The organism is Amycolatopsis sp. cmx-11-12 (assembly GCF_046269425.1).
In the GTDB taxonomy this organism is placed as follows: Bacteria; Actinomycetota; Actinomycetes; order Mycobacteriales; family Pseudonocardiaceae; genus Amycolatopsis.
This window is the reverse complement of the sequence record NZ_JADNQM010000043.1, coordinates 64258-81635: the sequence shown is the minus strand read 5'-3', so window position 1 is coordinate 81635 and position 17378 is coordinate 64258. Positions and strand designations below refer to the sequence as shown.

Below are 17378 nucleotides of genomic sequence, written 5' to 3'. Positions count from 1 at the left end.
CGACTGGGACACCCCAGCCGAGCGCCTCGCTAAACTCCTCACCAAAACCAGTTGATCACCCGTGTTGCAACGACCCCTGAAATCCACCCCTTGCGCCTAGGTACAGGAAGGGGGCCTTCATGTACTTGCGCCGGGACCGGCCCGAGGGGTGACGATGTAGGAATTGGGACGTTGAGTGTCCCAAATCCTCCCCGCTCGCCCCTTGCTCACATCACTGTCCCAGCGGGGAACCCGCTACAAAACTAACCATCCCTACCGCTCGCGCGACCGGGTCGACCCGGGTCAGGCGTTCTTCGGGACGTGTTTGCCGAGGAAAGCGATCAGGCTCGGCACGACCGTGCGGTTGAAGGTGTCGCCGTGTTTGCCGCGCGCGGTGTGCGCGACCATCGGCCGCGCTTCGGAGATGAACTTCCGCACCCCGCCGATGAACGGGTCCTCGGTACCGCACCAGACCCCGGTCGGCACGCTCTTGGTGACGTTTATGTGGCGCAACGGATCCAGCGAGCCCCAGTCGGCGGCGTCGCGGAACGCGCGCCGCTTGCTCATCTCCGGCCACGACGTGATCAGCGCGGGCGCGAGCGCGGCGACCGCGGTGGGCGGGCGGCGGCGTTCCAGGCGGCGCCGGGTGTAGAGCAGCGCGCCGAAGCCGCCCATCGAAAGCCCGGTGGCGGCGAACGGCAGCCCGTCCCGGCCGCCGAGGCCGCGGGCGGCCAGCCAGCGCGGGACCTCTTCGAGCAGCATCGCCATCGGGTTGTCGCCGGGCTGGTTTTCGTGCCAGTAGTGGTCGCCGCCGTCGACCGCGACGAATCCGAACGGGGGCACCGCCTTGCGGGCGACGTCGCTGCCGAGTTGCTTGAGCAGTCCGGTGGGGGCCGCGTGCCGCGCGGTGCCGTGGAGGCCGTGCAGCATCAGCGACATCGGCAGACCCTTGGGCGGCGCCTTGGTCGGCAGCATCAGTACGAGGTCGACCTCGCGGCCGCGGGCTTCGGAGTAGACGCGTTCGACGCGGGGGCTGCCCAGTTGGGTGGCCGGAGTCGGCGACGCGACGCCGAGTGCCCGCTGGAGCGCTTCGCTGAACGGCAGGGCACCGGAGGCCGTTCCGGCGGCGAGCCCCGCGACACCGAGACCGGAGGCGCCGGCGATCAGCACGGACCGACGGCTCAGCCAGCGGCGGGCGCCATGCACCCCCGGCAGCGTCGTCTGCCCCTGGTCGTCGTCGTTCACCCGTCCCCGTTCCCCCGTTGAGCTTCTACCAGGTCAGACGCGCGCTTCCGCTCGAAGGTTGCACGGTTCACCGACCTGTGACCGGGGTATCGCCGGATCAGGTGCCGGTGTTTCCCTCTTTCGCGCGCCATGCCTCGATCGAGACCTGCGCGGACCTCGTCGCGGCCTCGAGAGTGTCGCCTAGGCCGACCCCGAGGGCGGTGGCCAGGGGAATCAGGATGTGGTCCACACCATTCTCGCCGTCGCCGAAGTGGCCGGCGACCTCCAGCGTGATGTAACCGTGCACGGCGCTCCAGAGCTGGGCGGCGACGGCGAACTCCGGCGCCGGGCGGAACCGGCCCGCTTCGATCACCCGCTTCGCGCCGCGGACGAGGTAGCCGAAGGCCTCGATGCCCTCTTCGCTGAGGTTCTGGCGGGTCTCCTCGTTGGTCATGTCGCCCAGTGCGGCCTTCTGCCCGTCGGGCTGGCTCTGGCCGAAGGTCACCGCGTAGAGATTCGGGTTGTCCACCACTGTCCGCCGGTACGCCAGCGCCAAGGTGAGGATGTCGGCCGCCGGGTCATCGGTCTCCTCGACCTCGCCCAGATTCGCCGACAGCCGCCGGAATCCTTCGCGCGCGACCTCGTCCACCAGCGCGTTCATCCCGCCGAAATGGGTGTAGACGGCCATGGTCGACGCGCCGATCTCGGCCGCCAGCTTGCGGGCCTGGAGCGCCTCCGGGCCGCCGTCGGAGAGCAGCCGGATCGCCGCCTCGATCAGCTTGGCCTTGACCTCGGCGGCGGCGGGTTTCGGTGACATGCTTGCCAGTATTTCATAACCCTGTTATAAATGTGTCCATAACCACGTTATGGTCGCTGTAGTCATCAGATCCAGGGGGCCTGTGATGGGCAACAAGTTCCTCGAGGGCAACTTCGCTCCGGTCCGCCGTGAGCACACGATCACCGAACTGAGCGTCACCGGGCACATCCCGGAGTATCTGGACGGGCGCTACCTCCGGAACGGGCCGAACCCGCTGTCCGAAGTGGACCCCGCGACCTTCCACTGGTTCATGGGTGACGGCATGGTGCACGGCGTCCGGCTGCGCGATGGACGCGCCGAGTGGTACCGCAACCGCTGGGTGCGCAACCCCAGGCTGTCGCGAGAACTCGGCGAGCGCTGGGAAGGCGGATCGGCCGCCGGGACCGCGTCCATGGGGGCCAACACGAACGTCATCGGCCACGCGGGCAAGACCCTCGCCCTGATCGAGGGCGGCGCCTCGAGCTTCGAACTGACCGACGAACTCGACACTGTCGGCGCCTGCGACTTCGACGGCACCTTGCCCGGCGGCTACACCGCGCACCCGAAGCGTGACCCGGAGACTGGCGAACTGCACGCCGTGTCGTACTTCTTCGGCTGGGGCAACAAGGTGCAGTACTCGGTGATCGACGCCCAGGGCCACGCGCGGCGCAAGGTCGACATCGAGGTCACCGGTTCGCCGATGATGCACGACTTCTCCCTGACCGAGAAGCACGTCGTCTTCTACGACCTCCCGGTCACGTTCGAGACCGAACAGGCCGTCGCCGCGTCCGTGCCGTCATTCCTGCGCACGCCTGCCCGGCTGGTGGTGTCCGCGCTGGTGGGCAGGGTGAAGGTGCCGGATCCCCTCAGTGCGAAGCTGCGCGAGCGGATCTCGGGCAACGCTGGCCTGCCGTACCGCTGGAACCCGAAGTACCCGGCGCGAATCGGTGTCATGCCGAGGGAGGGCGGCAACGGCGACGTCCGCTGGTTCGAGGTCGAGCCGTGCTACGTGTTCCACCCGATGAACGCCTACGACGACGGCGACGACATCGTGCTCGACGTCGTCCGGCATCCGAAGATGTTCGACAGCGAACTGCTCGGCCCCGCCGAAGGGCCGCCGACCCTGGACCGCTGGACTGTCGACCTCTCCGCGGGCAAGGTCATCGAGGAACGCCTCGACGACCAGGGCCAGGAGTTCCCCCGCATCGACGAGCGGCTGGTCGGGCGACGGCACCGCTTCGGCTACTCGGTATCCACAAAGGACGGATCGGCGTCCTCGGGCGCTTTGTACAAGCACGACCTGGGGAAGGGGGCCGTCGCGTCGAGGGAATTCCGCCAGGGTAGTCAGGTGGGGGAGTTCGTGTTCGTACCGTCCTCTGTGGACGCTGCCGAGGACGAGGGCGTGCTGATGGGGTTCGTCTACGACGCCGCTACGCAGAAGAGCGATCTGACCATTTTGGACGCCGAGACACTGGAGACCGTCGGTGCCGTGCACCTGCCGGACCGTGTCCCGAACGGCTTCCACGGCAACTGGGTGGCGAGCTGAAGCCCCTTCAGCTCCCGAGGCCCAGTACTCGCTGCTCGCCGGTGTAGAGGTTCATGCTGTCGCCCCGCAGGAAGCCGATGAGGGTCATGCCGTTCTCCTCGGCCAGTTCCGCGGCCAGCGACGACGGCGCGGAAACCGCCGCCAGCAGGCCGATCCCGGCCATGGCTGCCTTCTGCACCAGTTCGAACGAGGCGCGGCCGGACACCAGCAGACCGGCGTCCGCCGCGGGGATTCGGCCCTCCTGCAACGCCCAGCCGAGGACCTTGTCGACGGCGTTGTGCCTGCCGACGTCCTCCCGGACGACGGCGAGGTTTCCCTCGGCGTCGAACAGGGCGGCCGCGTGCAGCCCGCCGGTGCTGGCGAAGACCTTCTGGTGGGTGCGCAGCGTGTCCGGGAGCTTCGCCAGCACGTCGGTGTGCACCGCGAACTCGGACTTCTCCGGCGAAAACCGGCTTCGGAGCTTGACCGCGTCGAGCGCGGCCTTGCCGCAGACACCGCACGAGGACGTCGTGTAGAAGTTCCGCTCGACGCCCGTCTCCGGTGGCGCGACGCCCTCGGCCAGCGCGATGTCCAGGACGTTGTAGGTGTTGCGGCCCTGGTCGTCGACGCCGTCGCAGTACCGGGCGACCGCGACGTCCTCGCGGGAGGCGAGCACGCCTTCGGACAACAGGAACCCGTGAGCCAGTTCGACGTCGTTGCCGGGTGTCCGCATGGTGACCGCGAGTGCCTTGCCGCCGACGCGGATCTCCAGCGGCTCTTCGGCCGCCAGCACGTCGGGCCGCCGCACATCCCGGGTCGCGGAGATCTTCCGCACCGGACGGCGCACTGTCACCCTGCCCACTTGTCCACCCTTCTGACCGGTCATTCGACAGTCGAATACTGCAACGCCGGGTATTAAGTAATACATTCCCAGTGCCCACCCCCAGAGTACGGAGGCGCCGGATGGCCATCGGCTTCCTGGACCGTTCACGCATTGTCGCCCCGCCGGGCTGGAGCCGCTGGCTGGTGCCGCCCGCCGCGCTGGCCGTCCACCTGTCGATCGGGCAGGCGTACGCGTGGAGTGTCTTCAAACTCCCGCTGGAGAAGACCCTCGGGCTCACCGGCACGCAGAGCGCGCTCCCGTTCCAGCTCGGCATCGTGATGCTCGGGCTGTCGGCGGCGTTCGGCGGCACGCTGGTCGAGCGCAACGGACCGCGCTGGGCGATGTTCGTCTCGATGGTCTGCTTCAGCTCCGGCTTCCTGCTCTCCGCGCTCGGCGTGGCGACGTCGCAGTACTGGCTCGTCGTCCTCGGCTGGGGCGGGATCGGCGGCATCGGGCTCGGCATCGGCTACATCTCGCCGGTGTCGACGCTGATCAAATGGTTCCCGGACCGGCCGGGGATGGCCACCGGCATCGCGATCATGGGCTTCGGCGGCGGCGCGCTGATCGCCTCCCCGTGGTCGTCGCAGATGCTGGGCGCGTCGCCGTGGACGATCGGGACGGTCGCCACGGCGTTCCTTGTGCACGGCCTGGTCTACGCGGTCTTCATGACTCTCGGCATCTTGCTGATCCGGGTCCCGGCCGACGGCTGGAAGCCGAAGGGCTGGGAGCCGAAGACCGACCACGGCAACGCGATGATCACCACCGCGAACGTGTCGGCACGCAACGCCATCAAGACGCCGCAGTTCTGGCTGCTCTGGGTGATCCTGTGCTTCAACGTGACCGCGGGCATCGGCATCCTGGAGAAGGCGTCGCCGATGATCGCGGACTTCTTCCGCGAGACGCCGACACCGGTCGGCACCGCCGCCGCTGCCGGGTTCGTCGCGCTGCTCTCGCTCACCAACATGCTCGGCCGGTTCGTCTGGTCGTCCACTTCGGACCTGGTGGGGCGCAAGAACATCTACCGGCTCTACCTCGGCGCCGGCGCCCTGCTGTACCTCGTGATCGCGCTGACCACCAACTCCTCGAAGCTCGTGTTCGTCCTGTGTGCCATGTTGATCCTGTCCTTCTACGGCGGCGGCTTCGCGACGATCCCGGCGTATCTGAAGGACCTCTTCGGCACCTATCAGGTGGGCGCGATCCACGGCAGGCTGCTGACCGCGTGGTCGATGGCGGGGGTGCTCGGGCCGCTCATCGTCAACGCCATCGCCGACAGCCAGAAGTCGGCGGGCAAGGTCGGCCCCGACCTCTACACGACGTCGCTGTTCATCATGATCGGCCTGCTGGCCGTCGGCTTCGTGGCCAACGAACTGGTGCGGCCGGTCAACCCGAAGTTCCACGAGCCGGCGTCGTCCGGCGAGCCCGCGAGGAGTGAGGCCCGATGACCGGACAGGCTCCCGAACGCCGCCGCACCGGGCTGATGGTCTTCGCGTGGCTGTGGGTCGCGCTCCCGTTCGCCTACGGTGTCTACGAACTGTTCCGGAAGGTGGTCCAGCTCTTCGGCGGCTGACCCGCGTAGGCTCGGGCCGTGGGTGTCTTGGTGACCGGGGCGTCGCGCGGTATCGGCCGTGCGATCGCCCGCGCTTTCGCGGAAAAGGGCGACCGTGTCGCCGTCCACTACGCCTCGAACCAGGAGGACGCCGAGCAGACATTCGGCGGGCTTCCGGGTTCCGGCCACGGTCTCGTCCGGGGTGATCTCTCCGATCCCGAAGTGGCGCAACGGATCGCGGACGAGGCCGAGGAACTGGTCGGCGGGGTCGACGTCCTGGTGAACAACGCCGCCTTCGCGCCGTCGCCCGCCTCGGCCCATCCCGTCGCCGAAGTGTCCTATGCGGACTGGCAGCGGATCTGGCGGCGGATGGTCGACGTCAACGTGCTCGGCACGGCGAACGTGACCTACTGCGTGGCACGGCACATGATCGACCGCGGCGCGCCCGGCCGCGTGGTCAACATCGGCTCGCGGGGCGCCTTCAAGGGCGAGCCCGAGTTCCCGGCGTACGGCGCGAGCAAGGCCGCGCTGCACTCGTTCGGGCAGTCGCTCGCCGTCGCCCTCGCCCCGCACGGGATCGCGGTGACCTCGGTCGCCCCGGGTTTCACCGCCACGGACCGGGTCGCGATCAAGCTCGAAGGCGAGAGCGGCGAGGTGCTGCGCGGGCAGAGCCCGTTCGGCCGGGTCGGCACGCCGGAGGAGGTCGCGGCGGCGGTGCTCTACCTCGCCTCGGCCGAGGCCGCGTGGGCGTCCGGCGCGATCCTCGACCTGAACGGCGCGTCGCATCTGCGGATGTGAACTGGATCACCCATGCAGCAATGACGGCCTCCCCGTGCGTCTTAGGAACGTGCACAAGCTGGGGAAGGTCCTGGTCGCCGCGCTCGCGGTGGCGGTGTTCGGCGGGACCGCGTACGGATACTCGACGGTGAGTTCGCTGGACGGCATCACCCGCGAGGACGTGATCGAAGCGCCGGACCCGGGGGAGCAGCCCGCCGACGGTTCGCTGGACATCCTGCTGGTCGGGCGCGATTCGCGGACCGACGAGCACGGCAACCCGCTGTCCCAGGAGATGCTGCGTGAGCTGCGCGTGGGCGCGAACGGCGACGATCTGACCGACACGCTCATCGTGCTCCGCATCCCCAACGGCCAGAAAGCGGTGAAGGCCTTCTCGATCCCGCGCGACTCCTGGGTCGCGGAGCCGGGGACGAAGGACAAGACCAAGATCAACGGGATCTTCGGTCACGCCAAGTTCGCTTCGGCGAGTGCGCAGCGCGAGGCGGGCAAGACCGACAAGGCCGAGATCGAGAAGGTGGCGATCACGGCCGCGCGGAAGGCGACCCTGAAGGCCGTCGAGGATCTCACCGGCGTCAAGATCGACCACTTCGCCGAGGTCAACCTGCAGAGTTTCTACGACATCAGCAAGGCCGTCGGCGGGGTCGAGGTGTGCTTGAAGCGGGACACCAAGGACGTCAAATCCGGCGCGAACTTCAAGGCGGGCAAGCAGACGATCCAGGGCGCCGACGCGCTCGCCTTCGTCCGCCAGCGCGAGGATCTGCCTCGCAGCGACCTCGACCGCGTACGCCGTCAGCAGGTGTTCCTCGCGGGACTGGCGAAGCAGGTGCTCTCCGCTGGGACGCTCGCCAACCCGGCTCGCGTCTCCGAACTGATCGACGCGGTGAAACGTTCGGTCGTCCTCGACGGCTCGTGGGACCTGTTCGACTTCGTCCGGCAGATGCAGGGCGTCAGCGGCGGCGGCATCGCCTTCGACACGATCCCGGTGGTCAACCCCGACTATCGCTACAACCCCAGGCAGCAGCCGACCGCGACCGCCGTGCAGGTCGATCCCGCCCAGGTGCGCGCCTTCGCCGCCTCGTTGATCGGCGTCCAGCCCACGACACCGCAGGCGCCCGAGGGCCCCAAGGTCGACGTCGTCAACGCGAGCGGCAAGGACGGTCTCGCCGCCCGCGTCGCGGACATCCTGGCGGAGAAGGGATTCGGCAAGGGCGAGGCGACGGCCGAGACCGGACGGCGGACCTCCGTCGTCCGGTTCAGCGACGCGTCCGGGCCCGCCGCGGAGGTCGCGAAACTGCTCGGCGGGCTGGAAACCCAGAAGGCCGATTCCGTCGCGGCGGGCCATGTACAGGTCGTCCTCGGACAGGTCTACAAGGGACCGGGCGTTTCCTCGGGTGGCGGGGCGGCCGGGGTCCGGACCGACCAGCCCATCACCTCCGACGACACCGGGTGCATCAACTGACAGCTATTCTCTCGGCGGGATCTTGCCGTTCTTGGCGACCGGAAGGCCCAGCTGGGCCGGTTCGATGATGGTGACCTGCTCGTTGGGAAGGTGGGCCAGCACCGGGTTCAGGTGGGTCAGTTTCAGCGTGAGCGGGCCGACGATGCTCGGGCTGGTCGTGACGTCGTACTTCGCCAGATCCAGCCACTGGACGGTGTTGAGGACCTCCGGAGGGATCTCGTCACCGCGTTTGGCGACCGGGACGCACAACTGCCGCGCGTTGCCGACCTTGACGTCCACCTTCGGCCGATTGGCCAGCACCGGGTTGAGATGCCCCAGTGTCAACGGGAAGGCCTGGCCGGGGATGCCGAGGACGCGCAGGGCATAGCACTTGAGATCGATGTGCCGGACGAACGACAGGATCTCCGGTGGCGGCAGCACGCCGTTCTTCGCGACCGGCACGCACAACTGCTCCGGTGACAGCATGGTCACGTGGGCGTCCTGGATTCCCAGCTTCTGCACGACCGGGTTCAGGTGGCTCAGCGTCAGCGGAAAGTTCACCGCGCCGCCTGCGATCCGATAGCAGGACAGGTCCACCCAGCGGACGTAGTCGAGGATCCCGGGTGGCGGGATGACGCCGTTCTTCGCGACCGGCACGCAGAGTTGCTGGCGCTCTCCCAGCGTGGCCGTCTCCGTCGGCAGGCCCGCGAGCACCGGGTTGAGATGCCTCGTGGTGACCGTGGCCGGTGGCGGTTTGTAGCCCTCGGTCCGGTAGCAGGACAGATCGACTTGGGAGACGAACGGGAATGGCGGTGGTGCGGCCGGAGCGGCGGTGGCCGCTCCGGGGAGCACGGCGACGAGCACGAGCGAGACCAGGGCGGCGAAGCCGCGCAGGATCGATCTTCGTGACATGACAAGGCCTTTCCGCGAGCACCGGAATGGGTAACCCCTTCACGGTGGTCGCGGATCGGCACGGTCCGGAACCGCCAAGCGGGCAGCTTAAGGTGCGGCCGTGGGAGCCACACCAACCCCGTCCCCGTGTCGCGAAAGCCACTTTCAGGACGTCAGATGTCCCGAAAGTGGCTTTCGCGACATCACGACCCACCATCTGGCCCGGCCTAAGGCAGCGGCTCCAGCCTGACCACGATCGCCTTCGACACCGGGGTGTTCGACTTGTCGGCCACCGAATCCAGCGGCACCAAGGCGTTCGCCTCGGGAAAGTACGCCGCGGCGCAGCCCCGCGCCGTCGGATACGAGACCACGCGGAAGTTCGGGGCCCGGCGGTCGCCGTCCCGCCACTCCGAGACGAGGTCGACCATCGCGCCGTCGGCCAGCCCGAGTGAGGCCAGGTCTTCGGGGCTGACCAGCACCACGCGCCGGGCGTCCTCGATCCCGCGGTAACGGTCGGAAAGGCCGTAGATCGTGGTGTTGTACTGGTCGTGGCTGCGCATCGTCTGCAACAGCAGCCTGCCCTCGGGCACCTTGGGGTACTCGAGTTCGGACACGGTGAAGTTCGCCTTGCCGTTGGCGGTTCCGTTGAACTGCCGGGAATCGCGCGGCGCGTTCGGGAGGACGAAACCGTCGGGCTCGCGCACACGGGCGTTGTAGTCGTGGCAGCCTGGGACGACGCGCGCGATCCGGTCGCGGACGAGGTCGTAGCCGGCGTGGAAGTCCCGCCACGGCACGGCGTGCCCGGCACCGAAGAGCGCTTCCGCGAGGTGGCAGATGATCGCGACCTCCGAAAGCAGGTGCTCACTGGCCGGGGTCAGCCTGCCGCGTGAGGTGTGGACCTGCGACATGGAGTCCTCGACGGTGACGAACTGCTCGCCGCCCGCCTGGGTGTCGCGTTCGGTGCGGCCGAGGGTCGGTAGGATCAGCGCGGTCTTGCCGGTGACGACGTGCGAGCGGTTCAGCTTGGTCGACACGTGCGCTGTCAGCGAGCACGACTTGAGCGCCTTCTCGGTCAGCTCGGTGTCCGGTGTGGCGGAAGCGAAGTTGCCGCCGACGGCGAAGAAGACCTTGCCCTTGCCGTCCCGCATCGCACGGATCGCGTCGACGGTGTCGTAGCCGTGCTCTCGCGGGACCTTGATGCCGAACTCTGCGTCGAGGCTGTCCATGAACGACTCCGGCATCTTCTCCCAGATGCCCATCGTCCGGTCGCCCTGGACGTTCGAGTGCCCGCGCACCGGGCACAGGCCCGCGCCCGGCTCGCCGATCATGCCGCGCACCAGCGCCAGGTTCGCGACCTCGGAGATGGTCTGCACCGCGTGCTTGTGCTGGGTCAGGCCCATCGCCCAGCAGTAGATGGTCCGCTGCGACGTCGCGATCATCCGCGCCAGCCGCTCGATCTGCTCACGCGGCAGCCCGGTCGCCGTGGCGACCTCGGTCCAGTCGATCTCCCGCAGATGCTTCGCGTAGTCCTCGAACCCTTCGGTGGACGACTCGACGAACGCGCGGTCGACGATCGTGCCGGGAGTCCCCTGCTCCCATTGCAGCAGGAGATGTCCGATCGCCTGGAACAGCGCCAGATCGCCGCCGAGCCGGATCTGCGCGAACTCGTCGGCCAGCGGGGTGCCCTTGCCGATCACGCCCCGGACGTTCTGCGGGTTCTTGAACCGCATCAGGCCGGCTTCGGGCAGTGGATTGACCGCGATGATCTGCGCGCCGTTGCCCTTGGCCTCTTCCAGCGCGGACAGCATGCGCGGGTGGTTGGTGCCGGGGTTCTGGCCGACCACCACGATCAGGTCCGCCCGGTGGATGTCGGCGAGCGTGACCGAGCCCTTGCCGATTCCGGTGGTGGCCGCGAGCGCGGCGCCGGAGGACTCGTGGCACATGTTGGAGCAGTCCGGCAGGTTGTTCGTGCCGTAGGAGCGCACGAGCAACTGGTAGAGGAACGCGGCCTCGTTGCTGGTGCGGCCGGAGGTGTAGAAAATCGCCTCGTTCGGGTCCTGGAGAGCGCGAAGCTCGTCCGCGACCAGGGTGAAGGCGTCGTCCCAGGAGATCGGTTCGTAGTGCGAAGCCCCTTCGCGCAGCACGAACGGCTCGGTGATCCGGCCCTGCTGGCCGAGCCAGAAGTCGGTCTTGTCCGCCAGGTCCTGGATGGAGTGCTGGGCGAAGAACTCGCGGCCGACCCGGCGTTTGGTCGCCTCCTCGGCGACGGCCTTCGCGCCGTTCTCGCAGAACTCCGCGAGCTTGCGGTGCTCGCCGTCGACCTCGCGCGGCTCCGGCCAGGCACAGCCGGGACAGTCGAAGCCGTCGCGCTGGTTCAGCAGGCGCAGCGTCTTGACCGTGCGCGCGGCGCCCATCTGCTCCACGCCGCGGATCAAGGAGACCGCGACCCCGGGGATCCCGGCCGCCCAGCTCTTCGGTTTCCCTACTTCGAGCTGGGTCTCGTCAACGTCGTTCGCGGGTGCTTCGCGGGTCATGCCACCATCGTGCGCCTCGCCGCTCCCGCGCGCGACCGAGGGGGTGTTCTCCACCCAATCACGCGTGTTCCGCCTCTGAGCACGCGTGTTACGCGCTAGGCGTCCGTGACGCTCCGCACGACCTGCGATTCGTCCAGCGGGAACCAGGGCGTGTCGTGAGTACGTGGGCAAGCACGGTGACCCCGTTTAGCCGAATTCGCGTGCTCAGAGACGTGACTCGCGTGCTTGGAGGCGGATCTCGCGTGTGCGGTCTCCAAACACGCGAGATCCGTCTCTGAGCACGCGTGATCGACATTCAGGCACGCGTGTTCGCCGTCCAATCACGCGTGATACGTGCTAGGCGTCCGTGATGCTCCGCACGACCTGCGATTCGTCCAGCGGGAACCAGGGCGTGTCGTTGACACCGCGCTCCTGCACCGCGTTCACCGTCATCGCGGCGACGACCAGCACGACAAGGCCGATGATCGCGGCGATACCCGGCCACCGGTTCGAACCCGGCTCGCGGTAGCCGCCGGCGGATGCCCCGGCCACCTTGCGCTGCTTACGGCGCTTCTTCTTGAGTTCCTTCTTCGCGCCGAGCCAGGCGTCCAGTTCGGCGTGCTTCTGCCAATTCGGGTCGACCAGGTCCGGATGGGTCTCGATGCGCCGGTCTTCTTCGTCCATCTCGGTCCTCTTCCCCTGTCGGCTACTCGCAGTTCCCCGTCGACGGCAGGGGTTTCGTCGGGTCGTAGGTGTCGGCTTCGTCGACCGCGATCGCACCGTCGACGGGTTTGCTCTTGTCAGCGTACTGGGGCGCGAGGATGCCGGCCTTGCTCGCGTCACACGCCATGTTCGAGTGGTAGCCCGCGCCCTCGCCGAAACCGAGCCCGGCGTCGGCCTTCTCGAACGGTGGCGCCTTGCGGAGCACGTAGTCCTGTTCGTCGCGGACGAACGGGACGATGTCCGACGGCGTCCGGGCTTCGCTCGGAAGGGCGTCGAAGGCGTAGGCGGTCGTGTAGCTGGCGTGGACGATCAGCTCACCCTCGTCGCCGGGCTTCGCCGTGAGGGAGCCGGTCATGCGCGGTCGCACCTGCAACAGGCGGTTCGGGCCGATGAGGGTCAGGTACTTGCCCTTCTCGACGGTGAGCGCGCTCGTGAGCGTCGGTTCGAGCCGTACGCGTTCGTTCGGGGCAAGCAGGGCGAGCAGTTCCGAGCCGTCCTTGTTCTGCAAGGCCCTGGAGCTGAGCCGCGCGGCCGCGATGGCTTCCGTCACCTTCCGATACGCCGCGTCGACCTCCTTCGCGGTGAAGCCGCCGACGGCCTGCCCCTGCGGCACGGTGATCCCGGCGAGCCCCTCGGCCCAGTTCGCGGCCGGGGTGCGGTCATAGGGCCGGTTGAGGTCGACCCCGCCGGACACCGGGATCGCCTTCGGTGGCTGGCCGAAGCCGGGGACGTCATTGACCCCGAGGCCCCGCACTTGGTGCACGACGACCGCGGCGGCCACGAGCGCGATCAGCGCCAGCACCAGGACAGGGCCGGGGGACACCCGGGAACCGCGGCGCGAAGTCCGCGTGTTCTTTTTCGCGCCGAGCCAGGCGTCGACCTCGGCGTGCTTGCGCCAATCCGGATCCCTCAGATCCGGCTGCGGGTCTTCCACGAGCCCGTCCCTCCCCAGTACGTGACAACATCACCTCATCGGCTGGGAGGGGCGAGCGTTACGGCCGGTGAGGAACTCGCTAGTGAGGGTTCGTAGACTTGACAATGTGACCGAGAACGCCCAGCCGCAGCAGACCGACCTACCGGGTGCCTGGAACCCGGCCGACGAAGAAGCCTCGCTCTACCAGCGTTGGGTAGACGCCGGGTACTTCACGGCCGACCCCACGTCGGACAAGCCGCCGTTCACGGTAGTCATCCCGCCCCCGAACGTGACCGGCTCGCTGCACATCGGGCACGCGTTCGAGCACACGCTCATCGACGCCAGCACCCGCTACCACCGCATGCTCGGCGACGAGACGCTGTACCTGCCGGGCATGGACCACGCGAGCATCGCGGTCCACGCGCTGGTCGAGAAGCAGCTCCGCGCCGAAGGCACCAGCCGTCGCGAGCTCGGCCGTGAGGCCTTCGTCGAGCGCGTCTGGCAGTGGAAGCAGGAGCACGGCGGCCGGATCCTCGCCCAGATGAAGCGCCTCGGCGAGGGCGTCGACTGGACCCGCGAGCGGTTCACCATGGACGACGGCCTGTCCAAGTCCGTCAACACGATCTTCAAGAAGCTCTTCGACGACGGCCTGATCTACCGCGCCGAGCGGCTGGTCAACTGGTCGCCGGAGCTGCGGTCGGTGCTGTCCGACGCCGAGGTGAAGCACGAGGAGGTCGAGGGCGAACTCGTCTCCATGCGATACGGCGACGGGGACGACGCGATCGTCGTGGCCACCACCCGGATGGAGACGATGCTCGGCGACACCGCCGTCGCGGTCCACCCGGACGACGAGCGCTACACGCATCTCGTCGGCACCGAGGTCGAACTGCCGCTGACCGGGCGCAAGATCCCGATCGTCGCGGACAAGCACGTCGACCCGGAGTTCGGCACCGGCGCGGTCAAGGTGACCCCCGCGCACGACCCGAACGACTTCGAGATCGGCCAGCGCCACGACCTGCCGATGATCACGATCATGGACGAGCAGGGCCGCATCGACGGCACCGGCACCGAGTTCGACGGCATGGACCGCTTCGAGGCCCGCGTCGCGGTGCGGGAGAAGCTGCGCGAGCAGGGCCGCATCGTCGCCGAGAAGCGTCCGTACCTGCACAGCGTCGGGCACTCGGAGCGGTCGAAAGAGCCGATCGAGCCGCGGCTTTCGCTGCAGTGGTTCGTCAAGGTCGGCCCGCTCGCGAAGGCCGCCGGGGACGCGGTGCGTGACGGCCGGGTGAACGTCCACCCGCCGGAGATGGAGAAGCGCTACTTCGACTGGGTCGACAACCTGCACGACTGGTGCATTTCGCGCCAGCTGTGGTGGGGCCACCGCATCCCGGTCTGGTACGGCCCGAACGACGAGGTCGTCTGCGTCGGACCGGACGAGGAACCGCCGTCTGGCGAGGGTTGGACCCAGGACCCGGACGTCCTCGACACCTGGTTCTCGTCGGGCCTGTGGCCGTTCTCCACCCTCGGCTGGCCGGAGAAGACGCCGGATCTGAACAAGTTCTATCCGACGTCGGTGCTGGTCACCGGCTACGACATCCTGTTCTTCTGGGTCGTGCGGATGATGATGTTCGGCCTCTACGCCACCGGCGAGGCGCCGTTCAAGACCATCGCGCTGCACGGCATGGTCCGCGACCAGTTCGGCAAGAAGATGTCGAAGACCGCGGGCAACGGCGTCGACCCCATCGAGTGGATGGACCGCTACGGCACCGACGCCCTGCGCTTCACCCTGACGCGTGGCGCCAACCCGGGCACCGACGTGCCGATCGGCGAGGAATGGGTCGCGGGTTCCCGGAACTTCACCACGAAGCTCTGGAACGCCACCAAGTTCGCCATGATGAACGGCGCGGACGCGAACGCCCCGCTGCCCGCGCCCGCCGAACTCACCGAGGCCGACCGCTGGATCCTCGGCAGGCTCGGCAGCGTGGTCGAGGACGTCACCGGCTACCTGGCGGACTACCAGTTCGCCAAGGCCACGGACACGCTCTACCAGTTCACCTGGACCGAGCTGTGCGACTGGTACCTGGAGCTGTCGAAGGTCCAGGTCTTCCAAGGTGACGAGGCCCGCGTGACGGCGACGCGCGCGGTGCTGGGGCACGTGTTCGACACGGTGCTGAAGCTGCTGCACCCGTTCATCCCGTTCATCACCGAGAAGCTGTGGACGGCGCTGACCGGCCGCGAGTCGCTGGTCATCGCCCCATGGCCGGTGGCCGACGGCTCCTACGCCGACGTGGTGGCCGACAAGCGGATCGCGGACGTCCAGAAGCTGGTCACCGAGGTCCGCCGGTTCCGCGCGGACCAGGGCCTCAAGCCCAGCCAGAAGGTGGCCGCGCGCCTGTCCGGCGACGGCTTCGCCGAGATCACCGGACACGACGAGCCGATCCGCGCACTCGTGCGGCTCACCCAGCCCGAGGACGGCTTCGCGCCGAGCGCGTCGTTGGAGGTCGGGCTGTCGGCCGGCGTCGTCACCGTCGAGCTGGACCTGTCCGGCACGATCGACGTCGCCGCGGAGCGCAAGCGTTTGCAGAAGGACCTCGGCGCGGCGGAGAAGGAACTGGCGCAGGCCGAGGCCAAACTCGGCAACCAGGCCTTCATCGACAAGGCGCCGGAGCCGGTGATCGGCAAGATCCGGGCCCGCAAGGAGACCGCGGTCGCCGACATCGAGCGCATCAACGCCCGGTTGGCGACGCTGCCCGCCTCCTGACCCGTGTTATGAACGGTCCGTTCATAACAAAATTTGTTATGAACGGACCGTTCATAACGCCTTTTCAGCCTGGGTGGGGGCTGAAGGGGACCTTCACCGCATGGGATGCGGGGAAGGCGTCCTTCATGTGGCGAGGTCGTGGGGTGTTCCGCTCTCACCCCCGCGACAAGGTGACTGACGCGGTACGGCGCCCTTCCCCGGTTGAAGTACATGAAGGCCCCTTCCTTGCGCCTAACGCAAGGAAGGGGGCCTTCATGTACTTGGCGTCCTTCACCGCCCTGCGGGCCACCACCCCGACCGACGGCCGACACCGGACAACGCAGGATGAGAAGGCTCACCGCCCGCCGCCTGACCAATGCTATGAACGGCCCGTTACTTGCAAAATTTGCAAGTAACGGGCCGTTCATAGCATCCGGGGGTCGCTCAGCGGAGGTGGCGGAGAATCACATTGGCCACGCCCGCCATCCCGGTCCGGTAGGGGTGATATGCCGCCGCGGCGAGCAGTTTCGTGTGCTGCCCGTTGATCCAGGCGGCTCCCTTCGGCGCGCAGGCGTCATGCCCAGCCGACGGGCCGAAAGTGTCCACGAAGGAAGCCTTGCCGTCGGCGGCGACGGCCTTCTCGATCGCCGAGTTCAGCGCTTTCTCGACGTCGTTGAGCCAGGCGTAGTCACCTTCGGCGAAGGGCAGGATCTTCGGGCAGTAGCCGGATTCCGGCGCGATCCGCGGGTAGCCGATGACGAGCACGTCGGCGCGCGGCGAACGGGCGTGGATCCCGGCCAGTACCTTCTCGACGTTCTTGCCGGTGTCGGCGATCTTCGCCTTCATCGTGTCGACGCCGCCGACGGTGAACTTGTCCTGGCAGGGGTTCCCGGTGGGGTCGCTCGCCCGCAGCGACGGGCAGGTGCCGACCAGGGTGCCGAAGACGCCGTAGTCGTTGCCGCCGATGCCGACGGTGACCAGGTCGGTGTTCGCGCGCAGGGCGCTGAACTGCGGCGGATTGCTGCCGAGGAACACGCTCTGCGGTCGTGTCATGTTGGTGGTGTCCGCGCCGCCGCAGCTGATGTCGGTGTAGGAGCGGACCTTCAGCGCCGCGGCGAGGATCGACGGATAGTTCTGCGTCGATTTCCCGCAGAAGAGTGGATCGAGGCGGGGGAGCGGGATGAGCGGTCCGGACGTGTAGGAATCACCCAGTGCGACGTAATTCCGGTAGGACCGCTCGGCGGCGGTGGCCGCCGTGGTGGAGGCGATCAGCAGGACGACGGTCGAGACGGCAGCGAACAGGACGCGTCTGAAGCGCATGAGGACCCCGATCTCCGGACTGGATGACCCTTCCAAAATGAACCGGATCCAGCCGGGCGGGTGCCTCCGATCGGGTAGTCGCGCGTGAGCTT

14 protein-coding genes are annotated in these 17378 nt (G+C 68.2%); 6 read left to right on the top strand and 8 right to left on the bottom strand.

Annotation, left to right across the window (positions count from 1 at the left end):
- Positions 1-282 precede the first annotated feature (282 nt).
- Positions 283-1224, bottom strand: a complete 942-nt coding sequence (locus ACLARN_RS38005; RefSeq protein WP_409496317.1) for an alpha/beta hydrolase — start codon at positions 1222-1224, stop codon at positions 283-285.
- Between the two features lie 97 nt (positions 1225-1321).
- Positions 1322-2020, bottom strand: coding sequence for a TetR/AcrR family transcriptional regulator (locus tag ACLARN_RS38000; RefSeq protein ID WP_409496316.1), 699 nt, complete (start codon positions 2018-2020; stop codon positions 1322-1324).
- Positions 2021-2105: 85 nt separating this feature from the next.
- On the opposite strand from ACLARN_RS38000, the gene ACLARN_RS37995 reads away from it, so the two are divergent.
- Complete coding sequence (locus ACLARN_RS37995; RefSeq protein WP_409496315.1) at positions 2106-3545, top strand: carotenoid oxygenase family protein; 1440 nt, start codon at positions 2106-2108, stop codon at positions 3543-3545.
- Between the two features lie 7 nt (positions 3546-3552).
- Here ACLARN_RS37995 and fdhD read toward each other — a convergent pair whose 3' ends face one another.
- Positions 3553-4386, bottom strand: coding sequence for a formate dehydrogenase accessory sulfurtransferase FdhD (gene fdhD / locus ACLARN_RS37990; protein ID WP_409496314.1), 834 nt, complete (start codon positions 4384-4386; stop codon positions 3553-3555).
- Positions 4387-4487: 101 nt separating this feature from the next.
- Between fdhD and ACLARN_RS37985 the strand changes: the two genes are divergently transcribed.
- The 4 genes from ACLARN_RS37985 to ACLARN_RS37970 are packed head-to-tail and all read left to right on the top strand — an operon-like array spanning position 4488 to position 8207.
- Positions 4488-5849 carry an OFA family MFS transporter gene (locus ACLARN_RS37985; RefSeq protein ID WP_409496313.1) on the top strand — a complete coding sequence of 454 codons (1362 nt, stop codon included), beginning with the start codon at positions 4488-4490 and terminating at the stop codon, positions 5847-5849.
- Entirely contained in the window at positions 5846-5974 is a 129-nt protein-coding gene (locus ACLARN_RS37980) for a hypothetical protein (protein WP_255431244.1), read from the top strand. The genes ACLARN_RS37985 and ACLARN_RS37980 overlap by 4 nt, the downstream gene beginning before the upstream one ends.
- Positions 5975-5992: 18 nt before the next feature.
- The gene (locus ACLARN_RS37975) at positions 5993-6751 is read left to right on the top strand and encodes an SDR family NAD(P)-dependent oxidoreductase (RefSeq protein WP_409496312.1); all 759 of its coding nucleotides are present in this window, start codon (positions 5993-5995) and stop codon (positions 6749-6751) included.
- A gap of 49 nt (positions 6752-6800) precedes the next feature.
- Entirely contained in the window at positions 6801-8207 is a 1407-nt protein-coding gene (locus tag ACLARN_RS37970; protein WP_409496311.1) for an LCP family protein, read from the top strand.
- A gap of 3 nt (positions 8208-8210) precedes the next feature.
- Here the strand turns inward: ACLARN_RS37970 and ACLARN_RS37965 are convergent, their stop codons facing one another.
- The 4 genes from ACLARN_RS37965 to ACLARN_RS37950 form a co-directional block, all read right to left on the bottom strand.
- On the bottom strand, positions 8211-9098 hold the full coding sequence (locus tag ACLARN_RS37965; protein ID WP_409496310.1) for a hypothetical protein: 888 nt from the start codon (positions 9096-9098) through the stop codon (positions 8211-8213).
- Between the two features lie 206 nt (positions 9099-9304).
- Positions 9305-11611 carry an FdhF/YdeP family oxidoreductase gene (locus ACLARN_RS37960; protein ID WP_409496309.1) on the bottom strand — a complete coding sequence of 769 codons (2307 nt, stop codon included), beginning with the start codon at positions 11609-11611 and terminating at the stop codon, positions 9305-9307.
- Positions 11612-11947: 336 nt separating this feature from the next.
- Positions 11948-12274: a hypothetical protein gene (locus tag ACLARN_RS37955; protein ID WP_409496308.1), complete on the bottom strand. Its 327-nt coding sequence runs from the start codon at positions 12272-12274 to the stop codon at positions 11948-11950.
- A gap of 22 nt (positions 12275-12296) precedes the next feature.
- The gene (locus ACLARN_RS37950) at positions 12297-13247 is read right to left on the bottom strand and encodes a hypothetical protein (protein WP_409496307.1); all 951 of its coding nucleotides are present in this window, start codon (positions 13245-13247) and stop codon (positions 12297-12299) included.
- A gap of 106 nt (positions 13248-13353) precedes the next feature.
- On the opposite strand from ACLARN_RS37950, the gene ACLARN_RS37945 reads away from it, so the two are divergent.
- Complete coding sequence (locus ACLARN_RS37945) at positions 13354-15987, top strand: valine--tRNA ligase (RefSeq protein WP_409496306.1); 2634 nt, start codon at positions 13354-13356, stop codon at positions 15985-15987.
- Positions 15988-16410: 423 nt separating this feature from the next.
- Here ACLARN_RS37945 and ACLARN_RS37940 read toward each other — a convergent pair whose 3' ends face one another.
- Positions 16411-17286 (bottom strand): SGNH/GDSL hydrolase family protein, encoded by an 876-nt coding sequence (locus ACLARN_RS37940; RefSeq protein ID WP_409496305.1) that lies wholly within the window; start codon positions 17284-17286, stop codon positions 16411-16413.
- Between the last annotated feature and the right edge of the window lie 92 nt (positions 17287-17378).

Bases quoted from the DNA above. Each gene is read 5' to 3' on its own strand.
- ACLARN_RS37955 (WP_409496308.1), bottom strand. From the start codon at position 12,274: ATGGACGAAGAAGACCGGCGCATCGAGACCCATCCGGACCTGGTCGAC.
- ACLARN_RS38000 (WP_409496316.1), bottom strand. From the start codon at position 2,020: ATGTCACCGAAACCCGCCGCCGCCGAGGTCAAGGCCAAGCTGATCGAG.
- ACLARN_RS37995 (WP_409496315.1), top strand. From the start codon at position 2,106: ATGGGCAACAAGTTCCTCGAGGGCAACTTCGCTCCGGTCCGCCGTGAG.
- ACLARN_RS37985 (WP_409496313.1), top strand. From the start codon at position 4,488: ATGGCCATCGGCTTCCTGGACCGTTCACGCATTGTCGCCCCGCCGGGC.
- ACLARN_RS37980 (WP_255431244.1), top strand. From the start codon at position 5,846: ATGACCGGACAGGCTCCCGAACGCCGCCGCACCGGGCTGATGGTCTTC.
- ACLARN_RS37960 (WP_409496309.1), bottom strand. From the start codon at position 11,611: ATGACCCGCGAAGCACCCGCGAACGACGTTGACGAGACCCAGCTCGAA.
- ACLARN_RS37940 (WP_409496305.1), bottom strand. From the start codon at position 17,286: ATGCGCTTCAGACGCGTCCTGTTCGCTGCCGTCTCGACCGTCGTCCTG.
- ACLARN_RS37965 (WP_409496310.1), bottom strand. From the start codon at position 9,098: ATGTCACGAAGATCGATCCTGCGCGGCTTCGCCGCCCTGGTCTCGCTC.